Raw genomic sequence first — 14,917 nt, 5'->3', positions numbered from 1 at the left:
CCTTCCCGCCGATTCCCTTCCGAAGTATTGTTTTAACACTCGATTCGTGGCCACGGACGTGTCCGTTTGCTTCGAAAATGGGATGTCTTGTCGTGATGCGGCACATTAAAGGACGGAGACATACCGCGCATGTCGAAAATGATGCACAGCCTGGGCGAACAGGCAGAGGGCGGCACTCACGCTGACTCCTGCCCGCTCTACTCAGGTGAACGGAAACCCGTCGGCTCAAAGGCCACCGCCGAGAAGCCGGGGATGCTCGCTCGCGTGGCGCGGGTCTTTGCCGCCGGCACCGCAATGGCATCGATTGCGCCTCCGGTGTTCGCTCAGGTCGAAGCCGACGCTATCGCGTCCGCGCACCTTTTCACGTCATCGCAGGTTGTCGGCCTCTCCGTTGTTATCGGTGTGATCTCGGCCGCGTTACTTTCGACCCTTTGGGTCGTGCGCCAGCGCGGCAATCTTGAAAGCGAAAGCCGCGAGATCCGCTCGGCTCTCTCCGACGCGCAACAGCGCATTTCGCAATATCAGGCGCTGATTGCGGACAAGAATCGCCGGATCGTCATCTGGGATGGAAATGAGCGCCCTGAGCTGATCGGTCAGCTGCCGGCGGAAACCGGAGCGCCGCAGGATAGCGAGTTCCTTGCCTTCGGGCTGTGGCTGAAGCCGCGCTCTGCGTCCGAACTTGAGCGCGCAATCGACCGCCTGCGTGGGTCAGCTCATAGCTTCGACATGGTCGTTGAAACCCACCGCGAGGAAATCCTTGAAGCGCAGGGCAGGGTTTCCGGCGGCCGTGCATTCGTCCGCTTTGTGGCGCTGAACAATCTTCGAGCCGAGCTTGCCGAGCTTAAGATCGAGCGCGACAGACTGTTGTCCTCAATCTCGGCGTTTCAGAGCATGCTCGATGCAATCGATCTCCCAGCCTGGCAGCGTGATACCGAAGGTCGGCTGACCTGGGCCAACCACGCCTACGGCGAAGCTGTCGAGGCCACCACGCCGGAGCAAGCCATCGACGAGGGGCGGGAATTCCTGACGACAGTTGCCCGCGAACGCATCCGCGCCACGGCCACCACCGAGTCGCCTTTCCACGACAAGATTTCGACCGTAGTGCGCGGCAACCGCACCTTCTTTGACGTTGTCGATGTGAAAGTCCCAGGCGGCTCCGCCGGAATAGCCGTCGATGTTTCAGGCATCGAAGCTGTTCGCGCAGAGCTCGAGCGGACGCTGAAGAGCCACGCCGAGACACTCGATCATCTCGCGACGCCGGTCGCGATCTTCGATGGCGACCGGCGCCTGCAGTTCTACAATCAGGCCTTCGTTTCTCTCTGGAAACTCGATATCGCCTTCCTCGAAAGCCGGCCCGACAATGCTGAACTGTTGGAGCGCCTGCGCGCTGCCAAGAAGCTGCCCGATCAGCTGAACTGGAAATCCTGGAAGGAAACCGCACTTTCGGTCTATCGGGCGCTCGATACCCAGTCGGACCTCTGGCATTTGCCAAACGGCCAGACGCTGCGGGTCTTCGCAACAGCGCATCCGCAAGGCGGCGCCACGTGGGTGTTCGAGAACCTGACCGAGCAGGTCGACCTTGAGACACGCTACAATACGCTTCTCAAGGTTCAGGGCGAGACGATTGACCATCTGTCGGAGGGTGTTGCCGTCTTTGGCCCCGACGGGCGTATTCGCCTCTCGAATCCTGCATTTCGCGCACTCTGGGGAATCACTGAGGCCGAGGCGAAGCCCAGCACGCATATCCGCGCCCTTGGCGAGGCATGCTCTCAGTCCTATGACCGTGCGGACGGATGGAAGACCTTCGCCGAGTTGATCACGAGCTTCGACGACGAGCGACGTTCCAGCCAGGGAACGCTCGAGCTGTTCTCAGGTCTCGTGCTCGACTATGCCGTCATTCCGTTGCCGAATGCACAGACGATGCTGACCTTCGTCAACATGACGGATAGCGTCCGTGCTGAGCGCGCCTTGACGGAAAAGAACGAAGCGCTGCGCAAGGCGGACGAGCTCAAGAATGACTTCGTCCAGCATGTTTCATATGAGCTGCGCTCGCCGCTGACCAACATCATCGGCTTTACCGATCTGCTGCGCACGCCGGGACTCGGACCGCTGAACGACCGGCAGGCGGAATACATCGATCACATCTCGACCTCCTCTTCGGTACTGCTGACGCTGGTCAACGATATCCTCGATCTTGCCACGGTCGACGCCGGCATCATGCGGCTCAATTACTCGCCGATCGATCTTGGCGACTTGCTCGACGACGTATCGATGCAGATTGCAGACAGGCTACAGGAAAGCGGCGTGACGCTGGAGATTACCGCGCCGGCGCATCTGGGCTCGATTGTTGCCGACCCGCAAAGACTGAAACAGATACTGGTGAAGTTGCTTTCCAACGCAGCCAACTTTTCACCGGAAGGCTCGTCAGTCTCGCTCGAATGCCGGCGCGAAGGGACGGATTTCGTCTTCTCCGTCAGCGATCGCGGCCCGGGTATTTCGCAGGACATGATCGCCAACGTGTTCGACCGATTCGCCACCGGTGCAAAGAGTGGGAAGAGGGGCGGCGCCGGACTCGGGCTCTCGATCGTCGACAGCTTCGTCAGTCTTCACCACGGGACGGTCACCATTGACAGTCAGCCAGGCAAGGGCACGATCGTGACCTGCCGGATTCCTTCGGTCGATCTCCCGACGTCCGTCGCAGCCGAATGATGACGGGCACTCCTGTCATTTCTCTCTTCCTGAAGGACGAGGCGGAAACAATCCGCTTTGGTGAAGATCTGGCGCTGGCGCTGAAGCGAGGCGACTGCCTTGCCCTGTCGGGCGACCTCGGTGCCGGGAAATCGTCACTTGCCCGCGCATTCCTGCGCGCGATGGCGGATGACGACGAGCTCGAGGTGCCAAGTCCCACCTTCACCCTGGTGCAAGCCTATGACCTGCGCATACCGGTCGCGCATTTCGACCTTTACCGTCTCGGCGATCCGGCCGAACTGACCGAACTCGGCTTCGACGAAGCGCTCGAGGACGGCATCTGCCTCGTGGAATGGCCCGAGGTGGCCCTCGACGAACTGCCGGCAGACCGGATCGCCCTCAAGTTGGAGCAAGAGGACGCGGGTCGACGTGTGACCATTGCGGCGCCGGAAAAACAGGCGGCCCGAATCCGCCGCGTCCTTGCCATTCGGGCTTTTCTTGACGATGCAGGGTATCCCCGGGCGAAACGTCGTTTCCTGACAGGAGATGCATCTCTTCGCGCCTACGAGGCCGTCTATGCCGATGACGAGAAACGACGGATCCTGATGGATTGGCCGCCGCTGCCGGAAGGGCCGCCGGTCCTGGACGGCAAGCCATATCCGAAGGTCGCGCATATCGCGGAGAATGCCTATCCCTTCGTCGCCATTGCGAATGTGCTCCGACAGGAGGGCTTTGCTGCCCCTGAGGTCTACCAGGTCGACTACGACCGAGGCATTATGCTTCTGGAGGACCTTGGCACCGACGGCGTTCTGGACGCGCAAGGTCAGGCCATCGCCGAGCGTTACCGGGCGAGCGTCGCTTGCTTGGCGCATCTCCACAAGCACGCGATCCCGCAGGACATCCGCGTCACGGATAGCCATGTCCATCACATCCCGGATTTCGACCGGACGGCAATGAAGATGGAAGTGCGCCTCGTTCTAGACTGGCATCTGCCCTGGAAGCGTGGGGGCGTCGCTGCCAGCGATGCCGAGCGCAACGAATACCTCGCCATTTGGGACAGCCTGATCGACGAAATGGAGGCCTCCGAGAAGAACCTTCTCCTTCGCGATTTCCACTCGCCGAACATCATTTGGCGCCAGAGCGAGACCGGTATCGCGCGCGTCGGATTGATCGATTTCCAGGATGCGATGATCGGTCCTACGGCCTATGATCTGGCTTCGATCGTACAGGATGCGCGCGTCACAATCGCCCCCGAACTATTTCAGCAACTGATGGACGACTATCTGTCGCTGCGCAGAGCGGAACGCGACTTCGATGAGGCGCGCTTCCTGAAGAGTTGGGCGATCATGTCGGCACAGCGCAATTGCAAGCTTTCCGGCCTCTGGGTTCGCCTGCTGCAACGAGACGGAAAGCCCGGCTACATGAAGCATATGCCCCGCACGCTGTCCTATCTTTCCGTGGCGCTGCAACACGAAACGCTTGCCCCCTTGCGCGACTGGTGCGTAAGGGCTGGAATAGTGACAAGCGAATCATAATTTTTCGGATCAGATGAGCATCAAGCAAGCCATGATACTCGCTGCGGGTCTTGGAACCCGCATGCGGCCGATCACCGACACCATCCCGAAACCGCTCGTGACGATCGGCGGCAAGGCGATGATCGATTACGCGCTGGATTCACTTGTAGAAGCCGGTGTGGAAAGGGTGGTGGTGAATGTTCATCACCACGCCGACCAGATGCTCGCCCATTTGGCTTCATACAAAGAGCTCGAGATTATTATCTCCGACGAACGCGAAAAGCTGATGAACAACGGCGGTGGCCTTGCAAAGGGTCTGAAGCTTCTTGCTCCCGGCAAGGTTTTTGTCACGAATGCCGACCTTTTCTGGATCGGAGAACGTCCAGGTGTTCCGACCAACCTGACACGCTTAGCCGGATTCTTCCGACCGGAAAGGATGGATATGGCCATGCTCTGTGTGAAATTGGAAGATACTACCGGGCACAACGGCAAGAACGATTTCAATATGGCAAAGGATTTCAGGTTGACGCGCTTTGCCGATTCCGGGCCGAGCCCCGTCGTCTACGCCGGCGCCATTGCCATGGACACGTCGTTCCTGGATGACGCTCCGGCCGATCCGTTCAACCTCAATCTCTATTTCGACAAGGCAATCGCCCGCGGGCGGTTGTACGGCACGGTGCTCGAAGGACACTGGCTTACAATCGGCACGCCCGAGGCTATCGGTGAAGCTGAGGAAACGATCCGGCGCTACCGGACGTTTGCATGACGGATGGCCGAGCAGCACTGGCCGAGGGTCTGGACCATCCCCGCAGGGCTTCCCTTCCTGAAGACCCTTGCCGAAAGCCTCTGTGCCGGCAGGCTGACACCGCATTTCCGGTATGACCCCGGCGATCCCCTATCGCTTTCAAAAGTCACGATCTATCTGCCGACAAGGCGTGCCGCACGCGTGCTCCGCTCCGAATTCGTCGACCTTCTTGGTGGGCGATCAGCAATCTTGCCGGTCATCCGCCCGCTTGGTGAAACCGACGACGACAGCGGGTATTTCGACGAAGCCCTGCCAGCGACATTGGATCTTGCGCAGCCGCTCTCAAACACCGCCCGCCTGTTGGAACTCGCGCGCCTTATCCTTGCCTGGCGAAACAGGCTGCCGGAGATCGTGCGCAGCATCCACTCCGATTCGCCGCTCGTCGCACCCGCAAGCCCCGCCGACGCCATTTGGCTTGCCCGCAACCTCGCGGAATTGATCGACGCCATCGAGACTGAGGATCGAGACTGGAGCGAACTGTCCCGCCTGAACGCGAAAGACTATGCGCTCTGGTGGCAGCTGACGGCCGAATTCCTGCAGATCGCCAGCGCCTTCTGGCCGGAGCGACTGAATGAGCTTGGCAAATCGTCGCCAGCAAGGCACCGCAACGCCATCCTTCGTGCCGAAGCAAATCGTCTCGCGACAGTCCCACCGATGGGACCCATCATCATTGCAGGATCGACGGGCTCGGTGCCGGCGACAGCCGACCTGATCGCGGCAGTCGCCAACCTTCGGGAAGGCGTCATCATTCTGCCGGGCCTCGACCTCGGCATGCCGGATGAGCATTGGCGAATGGTAGCGCCGGGCGATCGGAAAGATCAGCCTGCAGATCCGGCGAGCCGCAGCCACTCGCAATACGGCCTCGCTCAGCTGCTGAGGCGACTGAACCTCACCCGCGAGGACGTCGTGCCGCTGGCAGAGCCAGCCGAGGGGTTGCAGCAGCGCAGCCAAATCCTCTCGCATGCGCAGTCGCCAGCCGAAGCCACCAGCGATTGGGGCGCGTGGAAGGCAAGGCTATCCGATGTGGCCATTTCATCGGCATTCGCAGATGTGTCGCTGATCGAGGCGGGCAATGAGCGAGAGGAAGCCACGGCCATCGCAATCGCCCTGCGCTTGGCTCTTGAGCGGCCCGGCAAGGACGGTGAGAGCCGGGCGGCGCTGATAACGCCTGATCGAAATCTAGCGCGCCGCGTGACCACGGAATTATCGCGTTTCGGCATCGTCGCTGATGACTCCGCAGGCACGCCGCTTTCCGCGACGCCACAGGGAACATTGCTGCAACTGCTGCTCGAAGCAACGCTTCGCCCGGGTGATCCCGTCGCGATCGTCGGCTTGCTCAAGCATCCCCTGGCGCGCTTCGGCCTGGAGCGCAGCGTGCTTGTCGCGGCAGTCGCGGCACTCGAGCTGCTGGCGCTGCGGGGTGGCGTCGCCGACGTCGACATCGCCGCGCTAGAACCGCTCCTTGAACAACAATTGTCGGAGCAGGCCCTGGATCGTCACGCGCCGCAATGGCGCAAGGCGCTCCCCGCCGATGCAGTCGATCGCGCGCGGGATCTTGCCCGCCGCGTTGCCGGAGCCACTGAACCGCTTGCATCCGTGCTTGTCCGAAACCTATCCGAGGAGCGAGGACTGACGACCAGCTTAGCACTTTCCGACTGGGCCAGGCGCACGGGGCACGCACTGGAGGCAGTGGCAGGCGACGAGCGTGGTGACCTTGCCGGGCTCTGGTCGGGGGAGGCAGGCGACACTCTGGCGTCAATGCTCGGCGAAGTCATCGAAACCGAAGGACAGATCGATGCCGACGGTCCACAGTGGATCGATATCATCGCAGCGCTGTTGGCCGGCCAGGCGGCAAAACCACGGGCGCTCAGCCATCCAAGACTGTTCATCTTCGGCACGTTGGAAGCGCGCCTCCAGAGCGTAGACACTCTCGTCTTGGGAGGGCTGAACGAAGGATCATGGCCGGGGCAAACATCCAACAACCCTTTCGTTTCTCGCACAATGAAGACGGAGATTGGGCTGGAGCCACCGGAGCGGCGAATCGGCCAGCTGGCTCACGATTTCGAAATGGCCAACGGCACGCGTCACCTCATCTATTCGCGGGCACTCCGGCAAGGTTCGACACCGACCGTTGCATCACGCTGGCTGCAGCGGCTGCTCGCGTTCTGCGGGAAGGAGTTCGAGGCCGAACTCAAGGGCCGCGGCGACAACTTTGTGCATTGGGCAAACCTGATCGACCAAGGTGACCGCCAGGCGCCTGCGCAGCGTCCAAGTCCAACGCCGCCGCTGGAAATGCAGCCGAAGTCGTACTCGTTCAGCGAGGTTGGACGTCTGCGTCGCGACCCTTATGCGATCTATGCGCGGCGCGTTCTCCGCCTCGATCCGGTGGCTCCCTTCAACCGAGACCCCGGCGCCGCAGAGCGGGGAACGCTCTATCACAAGATTATCGACCGCTTCGTGCGTGAAGGCCACATTGCCGGAACACAGGCGGCGGAAGCGGCGATGGAGGTCATTCTGACCGAGCTCTTCGATATGGAGCAACTTCCGGCGCACGTCGATGCCGTCTGGCGTCCGCGCTTTCGGGAGGTTGCCCGTTCGTTTCTCGAGTGGGAGGCGCAACGACAGCCGGGCATTCGAAGAACGCTGACAGAGGTGCGCGGCGGTGTCGAGCTAGAGCCCATCAATGTCCGGCTGAGCGGTGTTGCCGACCGGATCGACATCACGGGAACGGGTATCGCCGACATCATCGACTACAAGACCGGACACAATCCTTCTCCGGCTCAGGCGCGCACCCTCCTCGATCCCCAACTGGCGCTGGAGGCGGCCGCGCTCCACGCGGGCGCTTTCCAGGAGGCGGGCAGTCTCGTTCCGCAGGATCTCCTCTATGTACGTCTGCGGCCGGGAGATCGCTTCAAGGTCGACACCGTCAACGACGAGACATCGACCAGAAACGACAAGGCGAAGTCAGCCATGGACCTGGCCGCGGACTCGATCGATCAACTGGTAAAGTTTGTCTCTCTTCTGCAATCAGGCGAGAAGGGCTTCACCTCGCGGCTTGTGCCGGCACAGCAGTTTGACTTCGGCGGCGACTACGATCATCTAGCGCGCGTTTCCGAATGGTCTGCCGCAGAGAGCGATGAGGCAATCGGCGATGAATGACGAAGCAACACTGCCCGAGGGCGACGATCCCCTCGCCTGGACGAGTTGGACGACCATACAGCAATCGATCGCATCCGATCCGCAACGCTCGGCCTGGGTTTCGGCCAACGCCGGCTCCGGAAAGACGCACGTTCTGACGCAGCGCGTCATTCGGCTGCTGCTGGCCGGGGCTCGCCCGTCAGCAATCCTCTGCCTGACTTATACGAAAGCGGCAGCCTCTGAGATGTCGAATCGCGTGTTCGAGCGGCTGGCCGAGTGGGCCGTCCTGCCCGACGCGGAATTGGAAGAGCGCATCGCGCGAATCGAAGGCAGGGCGCCGGATGCGTCAAAACTTGCGAAAGCGAGACGGCTCTTTGCGAAGGCGCTCGAGACCCCGGGTGGACTGAAGATCCAGACGATCCACGCCTTCTGCGAAGCACTCCTGCACCAGTTTCCGCTGGAAGCGAACGTCGCGGGGCATTTCTCCGTGCTCGACGATCGCGCCGCCGCGACGCTTCTGGCGGATGCACGGCAGTCCCTCCTCACGGCGACGACGCCAGAGGATGATCCGACGCTCGCAGAGGCTTTTGGCTACGTACTCAATCTTGGCGATGAGGCGGGTCTGGAAAATCTTTTGGAAGAAATCATCGCCAATCGCAATGCAATTCGAGCCTTTACGCAAGATTCGGAACGCAAGGGTGGCCTTGATGCCGTGTTGCGGAAGAAACTTCGCCTCTCCGTCAATGACACCACAATTGGAATCACCGCGGAGTATTGGCCGCTCCCTGGTCTGCGTGGCAGTGCACTCGACCGATATTTAGACGTCGCTGACCAGAAGGGTGGCGCCAAGGCACATGATATTGCAGCCGGGTTACGGTCGGCTGCACGCGAACGCGACCATGCGCGCCGTGCGTCGCTGCTCGAGAAGATCTTCCTTACTGTGAAGGGGGATCCAAAGGCCGACTCACAGTTCTTTGTGAAGGCGATGCTAAGCGAAACACCCGAACTCCCAGACGCAGTAGCAACAGCACGAGCGCATGTTGCGTTATGCCGAGATCGGCTGAAGACGGCGCGCATGTACGAGGCCACCCGCGCCGCACTGATGCTCGCCGACCGCCTCAACAAGGACTACGACGACCTCAAGAAGCAACGTAGCCAACTCGACTTCGAGGACCTGATAACGCGAACTGCCGAACTCTTGAACAAGAGCGACGTTGGCCCGTGGATCCACTACAAACTCGATCAGGGCATCGACCATATTCTCGTCGACGAGGCGCAGGATACGAGCCCGATCCAGTGGAGTGTCATCCAGTCGCTGGCTGGGGATTTCTTTTCGGGCGAAAGCGCCCGCAATGCGGTGCGGACCCTTTTTGCCGTTGGAGACGAAAAGCAATCCATCTATTCGTTCCAGGGCGCCCGTCCCGAACGCTTTTCGGAAGAAAGCCAGCGGACGCGCCGGCGCGTCGCCCAGAGCGGGCTTGCCTTCTCGACTGTGCGGTTACCACTCTCGTTCCGATCGACCTCGGATGTCCTAGCGGCCGTCGACCATATCTTCACGCCCGCCGAGAATGCCCGTGGACTGAGCGCGACAGGCGAGCCCGTGGTTCACCGTTCCAATCGCATTGGGCATCCCGGAGCCGTTGATCTCTGGGAGATGGTGGCGCCCGAGGCAATAATAAAGGACGAAGACTGGACCGCACCTTTTGACGCCACGCCGGAGAGTGCGCCCGCGTCCATTCTCGCGCGTCGCATTGCCCACACGATCGGCGATCTGGTCGGCAAGGAAACGATCGTGGAGAAGGGTAAGGAGCGCCTGATCGAAGCCGGCGATATCCTCGTGCTTGTGCGCAAGCGCGACGCCTTCGTTAACGCTCTGACGCGCGCCCTGAAGCGACGCGGCGACATAGCGGTTGCCGGCGCCGACCGCCTGCGCCTGACGAGCCACATCGCAGTGCAGGACCTGGTGGCGCTCGGCCGCTTTCTGCTGTTGCCCGAGGATGACCTCTCCTTGGCTGCGCTCATGAAGAGCCCACTACTCGATCTGAGTGAAGACGACGTGTTCGCAGTTGCCGCCCTTCGTACGGAGGGCGAGAGTGCCTGGGCTCACCTGCAGAAGTTCGCCGCAGACGGCAATGTGCGCTTCGAAACGGCCGTCTCACGCCTCAAGCTCTTCCTGGACGAATCCAAGACGCTGTCGGTTCACGACTTCTATGCCCGCGTTCTGGGGTGCCATGGCGGCCGACGACAGTTCCTTGGCCGGCTCGGAACCGAGGTCAGCGATATCCTCGACGAATTCCTGACTTTCGCGCTCGACCATGAAAGCTCGGGCCTGCCTGGATTGCAGTCGTTCATTTCGACGCTTGAGATCGAAGCACCGGAGGTAAAACGCGAGCAGGACAAGGGACGCAACGAAGTCCGGATCATGACCGTCCACGCGTCAAAGGGTCTGGAGGCGCCGATCGTGTTCCTGGTCGACGGCGGGTCCAAGGCCTTCACGCATTCGCATATGCCGAAGCTTCGGCTGCTTGAGCAGGAGCCCGGCGAACCAAACATGCCCGCATGGGTTCCGCTCGGCGATCTCAGCAACTCCCTCACCCAGGCCGATGCGACGCGCATCCAGTTGCTGGCGGAACAGGAGTATCGGCGGTTACTCTATGTCGGGATGACCCGGGCCGCCGACCGGCTAACCGTTTGCGGCTACAGGGGCATCCGGCCGAACACCGACACCTGGCATGCGATGATTTCCGCTGCGATGACGGACAGCCATCCGCATGTGTCGGCTGCGACATTTTCCGGGCCGGACGGTACCTGGACTGGGATCAAATGGCGGGTTCCACGGATCGAGCACAGTTTTGAGCGTCTTGGACGCAAGGAACAGACTTCCAGGCAAGAGTCCATCCCACCCAGCCTCGGCAGGGCGCTGCCGCCGCGCAAGCAGCTACCTCGCCCGCTTAGCCCATCCGGTGTCGGAACGATCGTTGATGACGGCGCAGATGACCTCCTTGTCGCCTCTCCGCTTTTCGCCGAAAGGGACAAGGCGGATCGCTCGCTGCAAAAGGGTCGGCTTCTCCACCGCATGCTGCAGACGCTGCCGGATGTTGCGCGCGGCGCACAGGCCGATGCGGCCGTGCGCTATGCCAAGCGTGCCGCGTCGTTCTGGCCAGAAGCGGAGCGGCAGCAACTCATCGATTCGGTATTGAGACTACTGCGAGACCCGAGCCTTGTATCCCTGTTCTCAACCCATGCACAGGCGGAAGTCTCCGTCATGGGCACGCTGACGATCGGCGGAGTCGACCACGCCGTTTCGGGCCGTGTCGATAGAATGGCAGTCTTCGACGATCGCGTTGTTGTACTCGACTATAAGACCAATCGTGTCCCGCCGCAGACGGCAGAGGGCATCCCTTTTGCCCACAAGGCGCAGCTAGCCATCTATCGTGAAATCCTGACGCCGCTCTACCCCGGCAAGCGTGTCGATTGCGTCCTCGTCTACACGGAAAGCGGCTTCGTTCACACGCTGACGCCGGACGCATTGGCGTCGGCGCTTGCGCAACTCGAGACAAAGTGAAATACCGGGCATTGAAATTCCCGCACCGCACGCTCACATGTGTTTCAACAGGAATCCGTAAAGGAGCAGCCTATGGCTACCGTAAAAGTCGATATCAACAACTTCCAGTCGGAAGTTCTGGAATCCGCAGAACCCGTCGTCGTCGATTTCTGGGCTGAATGGTGCGGCCCGTGCAAGATGATCGCCCCCAGCCTCGAAGAACTCGCCGTCGAGTTTCAGGGCAAGGTGAAAGTCGCCAAGCTCAATATCGATGAGAACCCGGAACTTGCCGCCCAGTTTGGCGTCCGTTCCATCCCGACACTTGCCATATTTAAGGCCGGCGAAGTTGCTGACATCAAGGTTGGCGCTGCCCCGAAGACCGCTCTTTCGAGCTGGATCTCAAGCGCCGCTTAATTTACCCATAAGCAGATACGAAGAAGCCCGGCATTGACCGTAATGCAGTTCACTTAGGTTTGCTTACGGCTCTTATCGGGTATCTGGCAGGCAGTTTTTTGACGACACGGGGGCATGATCGCCCCCGTTTTTCTGTCAGCAGCAAGTCTGCCAATCTGTTTCTCAATCTGGTGAGGTGGGCGGGGATTTTGCCGGGTGCTTCGATCGCCATCCATCCCCATTCGTGACGCAGGTAATGCAGGGCTGTGATAAAGCTTAGTCGGGTTGGCTCGACTTGGGCTTCGGTCGCGACCTCTGCCATTTCGAGCCGCACCAGATTGTAGGCCAGCAACGCGCCCCAGACCTCCTGATAGACAGTCTCCGGCGTGCCGCTTCGCAGGGTCAGTTCGCTACCGAGAAGCTCCTGCTTGAGTTCGCGATAACTTGTCTCGATGCGCCATCGCTCTTCATACTGATGGACGATTTCGCTTGCCGGATAAGTTTGTCTGTCCATCAGCGATGTCAACAATATGCGCTTTTTGCCATGGCTGGTGGTCGTCTCGATGGCCCCCTGACCTCCCAGAAGGCCGGCAAGTCCGGTTCTGCCTGCCGCGCCTGGGGCGAGACCTTCATGCGCACCCGATAATCGGTGGGGTGCGGATCCAGTCGTTCCCATGTGCTGTTGGCTTTGGCCGGAATCAGCCAGTGACGCTCATGTCCCTTCGTCTGCAATTGCAAGAGAAGGCTGGCACTGAAGAAGCCCTTGTCGAAGACCGTCAGCGAATGGTCCGGAACCCGGTCGAGCAGGCTTTTGGCATAGAGCATCTCGTTTGTGCCATAGGCTCCGAACACCGCATCACGCACCAGATGCGTCGCCAGCGCCGTCAGCGTCAGCAGCCGCAATTGCGGATAGCTTGCGACAACGCCAGACGCGTAGGCCTGCGCTCCAAAATGCGCCCGGTTCTCCGGGCTGTCGGACGTCCGCAGCGTGCTGCCGTCCACGGCATAACGACAAAGACCCCGCCAGGCACGCCCGGATTGGTGGCGTTCATCCCAGCATGATGCACTCATTGCAAACAACTGCGCCAACGGTGCCTGACCCAAGCGCTGCCGTGCCTGTGTCAACGCGCTCTTGGCAATATCCGCGTTGACCTCATCGGGCAAAACCAGATCAAGATGGGCCACCACCTCCGGGATCGACTGATGACGATAAAGGGCCAACGCAATCACCAGCCAGACGACCTGCTCGGCTGGCAGCTTGCGCTTGCGGATGCTCGCCTTGCCTGTCGTGGCGAGAGCCTGAGCGATCCAGTCCGGGTCGATCGCCTGCGAAAGAGCCGATAATTCGGCCGAATGTCCAAGGGTGCGTGACATCACAAACAAAAACAGGATGGGAAAACGAATCCCCATCCTGAACCATCAAACTTGCCCGCAGCTCACTAAGTGAACTGCATTACGGCATTGACCGGGCTTTTTTCATTTCGGGGGCGTGCCATTGTCGGCAAGCACATCGCCGACGAGATAGAGAGAGCCACCTACCAGGATGCGCGGCGGATGGGCCTGTTCAAAAGCACCCTCCTTGATTGCCTCCAACGCTTCGCTGACAGTCGACATCGGTTCTGCGACGAGGCCCGCATCATAGGCAGCGTTTGCCAGGATGACTGGGTCGATCATCGCGTCGCTGCCGCGAATCGGTACGCAATAGACCTTCTCTGCCAATCCCTTGAAAGCCTTGAAGTAGCCAACCGGATCCTTGGTGTTGATCATGCCTATAATCAGGAAGAGTGGCCGCGGCTGCTTTTCTTCGAAATTCGCCATGGCTTCGGCGATGACTTCGCCGGCACCGGGGTTATGGCCGCCATCGACCCAGATTTCCGCCTTGGCCGGCGCATTGGCCATTAGATGCCCGTCGTTCAGACGCTGAAGGCGGCCCGGCCACTCGACTGACAGCAGCGCCTTTTCCATCATCGTATCGGTCACCGTGAAGCCCGCAGCCTTGACGGCACGGATCGCCGCTGCGGCATTGGCATATTGGTGGCGGCCCGGAAGCCGCGGTAACGGCAGGTCGGCGAGACCGAACTCGTCCTGATAGACGAGGCGCCCATATTCCTCGTGCGCCATATAATCCTGACCGAACACGGCCGTCGGGCAGTTCAGCCGTTCAGCGGTCGACATTAGAACGTCGAGCGCAGCATCATATTCCTGCTTGCCGATGACAACGGGGTGCCCGCGCTTCATGATGCCGGCCTTTTCGGCCGCGATCAGTTCGACCCGATCCCCGAGATAGGGCTGGTGGTCCAAAGAGATCGGCATGATGACCGAGACGGCGGGATCGGAAATGACGTTCGTCGCATCGAAACGTCCGCCGAGGCCAACCTCGATGATAGCGGCATCGGCGGGATGCTCTGAAAACAGAATGAAGGTGACAGCCGTCAGGATCTCGAAAACAGTGATCTTCTGCCCGTCATTGGCGGCCGCGACGCGACGCACCGCCTCGGCGAAAACGGCATCATCCACCAGCTGCCCGCGGCCGCCCTTGACGCCGATTCGGTAGCGTTCATGCCAATTTACGAGATGCGGAGAGGTATGGACATGAGCGCTGTAACCGCCAGCCTCCAGCAAGGCCCGGCAAAAGGCTGTCACAGAGCCCTTGCCGTTTGTGCCCGCCACATGAATGACGGGCGGCAGCTTCTTCTGCGGATCGCCGAGGATGGAAAGGAGCCGGGTGATGCGATCCAGGGACAGATCGAAGCCCTTGGGATGCAATCCCATGAGCTTGTCGATTTCCTGCGCTGCTTCACTCACTGCGGCCTGGCCCCTGGGTATCATCGCTCA

The 14,917-nt window shown here is 60.7% G+C and carries 9 protein-coding genes; 6 read left to right on the top strand and 3 right to left on the bottom strand.

Going from position 1 to position 14,917, the window contains the following annotated elements:
• Positions 1-129: 129 nt before the first annotated feature.
• From WGT02_RS01180 to trxA, 6 genes are all read left to right on the top strand, one after another.
• Positions 130-2,709, top strand: a complete 2,580-nt coding sequence (locus WGT02_RS01180) for a PAS domain-containing sensor histidine kinase (RefSeq protein ID WP_208249385.1) — start codon at positions 130-132, stop codon at positions 2,707-2,709.
• Entirely contained in the window at positions 2,709-4,223 is a 1,515-nt protein-coding gene (gene tsaE / locus WGT02_RS01175; RefSeq protein ID WP_208249389.1) for a tRNA (adenosine(37)-N6)-threonylcarbamoyltransferase complex ATPase subunit type 1 TsaE, read from the top strand. The genes WGT02_RS01180 and tsaE overlap by 1 nt, the downstream gene beginning before the upstream one ends.
• Positions 4,224-4,236: 13 nt before the next feature.
• A complete protein-coding gene (locus tag WGT02_RS01170) occupies positions 4,237-4,968 on the top strand; it encodes a nucleotidyltransferase family protein (RefSeq protein ID WP_208249390.1) in 732 nt (243 codons plus the stop codon).
• A gap of 3 nt (positions 4,969-4,971) precedes the next feature.
• Positions 4,972-8,166: a double-strand break repair protein AddB gene (gene addB, locus WGT02_RS01165; protein WP_024313186.1), complete on the top strand. Its 3,195-nt coding sequence runs from the start codon at positions 4,972-4,974 to the stop codon at positions 8,164-8,166.
• On the top strand, positions 8,159-11,710 hold the full coding sequence (gene addA, locus WGT02_RS01160) for a double-strand break repair helicase AddA (RefSeq protein WP_208249391.1): 3,552 nt from the start codon (positions 8,159-8,161) through the stop codon (positions 11,708-11,710). The genes addB and addA overlap by 8 nt, the downstream gene beginning before the upstream one ends.
• Before the next feature lie 72 nt (positions 11,711-11,782).
• Positions 11,783-12,103, top strand: a complete 321-nt coding sequence (trxA, locus tag WGT02_RS01155) for a thioredoxin (protein WP_024313188.1) — start codon at positions 11,783-11,785, stop codon at positions 12,101-12,103.
• A gap of 49 nt (positions 12,104-12,152) precedes the next feature.
• On the opposite strand, the gene WGT02_RS01150 is transcribed toward trxA, so the two are convergent.
• The 3 genes from WGT02_RS01150 to WGT02_RS01140 all read right to left on the bottom strand — a co-directional run bounded on the left by WGT02_RS01150 (position 12,153) and on the right by WGT02_RS01140 (position 14,911).
• Entirely contained in the window at positions 12,153-12,596 is a 444-nt protein-coding gene (locus WGT02_RS01150) for a transposase (RefSeq protein WP_208249392.1), read from the bottom strand.
• A gap of 8 nt (positions 12,597-12,604) precedes the next feature.
• Positions 12,605-13,492 (bottom strand): IS4 family transposase, encoded by an 888-nt coding sequence (locus tag WGT02_RS01145; RefSeq protein WP_208249394.1) that lies wholly within the window; start codon positions 13,490-13,492, stop codon positions 12,605-12,607.
• 66 nt (positions 13,493-13,558) lie between these two features.
• The gene (locus WGT02_RS01140) at positions 13,559-14,911 is read right to left on the bottom strand and encodes a folylpolyglutamate synthase/dihydrofolate synthase family protein (RefSeq protein WP_024313189.1); all 1,353 of its coding nucleotides are present in this window, start codon (positions 14,909-14,911) and stop codon (positions 13,559-13,561) included.
• Positions 14,912-14,917 lie beyond the last annotated feature (6 nt).

The sequence above is a fragment of the Rhizobium sp. T1470 genome, from assembly GCF_042140505.1.
Lineage (GTDB): Bacteria > Pseudomonadota > Alphaproteobacteria > Rhizobiales > Rhizobiaceae > Rhizobium > Rhizobium favelukesii.
This window is presented reverse-complemented; position numbering and strand designations above follow the sequence as displayed.

Coding starts and splice junctions, on each gene's coding strand:
- WGT02_RS01150 (WP_208249392.1), bottom strand. CDS start 12,596: ATGGACAGACAAACTTATCCGGCAAGCGAAATCGTCCATCAGTATGAA.
- trxA (WP_024313188.1), top strand. CDS start 11,783: ATGGCTACCGTAAAAGTCGATATCAACAACTTCCAGTCGGAAGTTCTG.
- addB (WP_024313186.1), top strand. CDS start 4,972: ATGGCCGAGCAGCACTGGCCGAGGGTCTGGACCATCCCCGCAGGGCTT.
- tsaE (WP_208249389.1), top strand. CDS start 2,709: ATGACGGGCACTCCTGTCATTTCTCTCTTCCTGAAGGACGAGGCGGAA.
- addA (WP_208249391.1), top strand. CDS start 8,159: ATGAATGACGAAGCAACACTGCCCGAGGGCGACGATCCCCTCGCCTGG.
- WGT02_RS01145 (WP_208249394.1), bottom strand. CDS start 13,492: ATGGGGATTCGTTTTCCCATCCTGTTTTTGTTTGTGATGTCACGCACC.
- WGT02_RS01170 (WP_208249390.1), top strand. CDS start 4,237: ATGAGCATCAAGCAAGCCATGATACTCGCTGCGGGTCTTGGAACCCGC.
- WGT02_RS01180 (WP_208249385.1), top strand. CDS start 130: ATGTCGAAAATGATGCACAGCCTGGGCGAACAGGCAGAGGGCGGCACT.
- WGT02_RS01140 (WP_024313189.1), bottom strand. CDS start 14,911: ATGATACCCAGGGGCCAGGCCGCAGTGAGTGAAGCAGCGCAGGAAATC.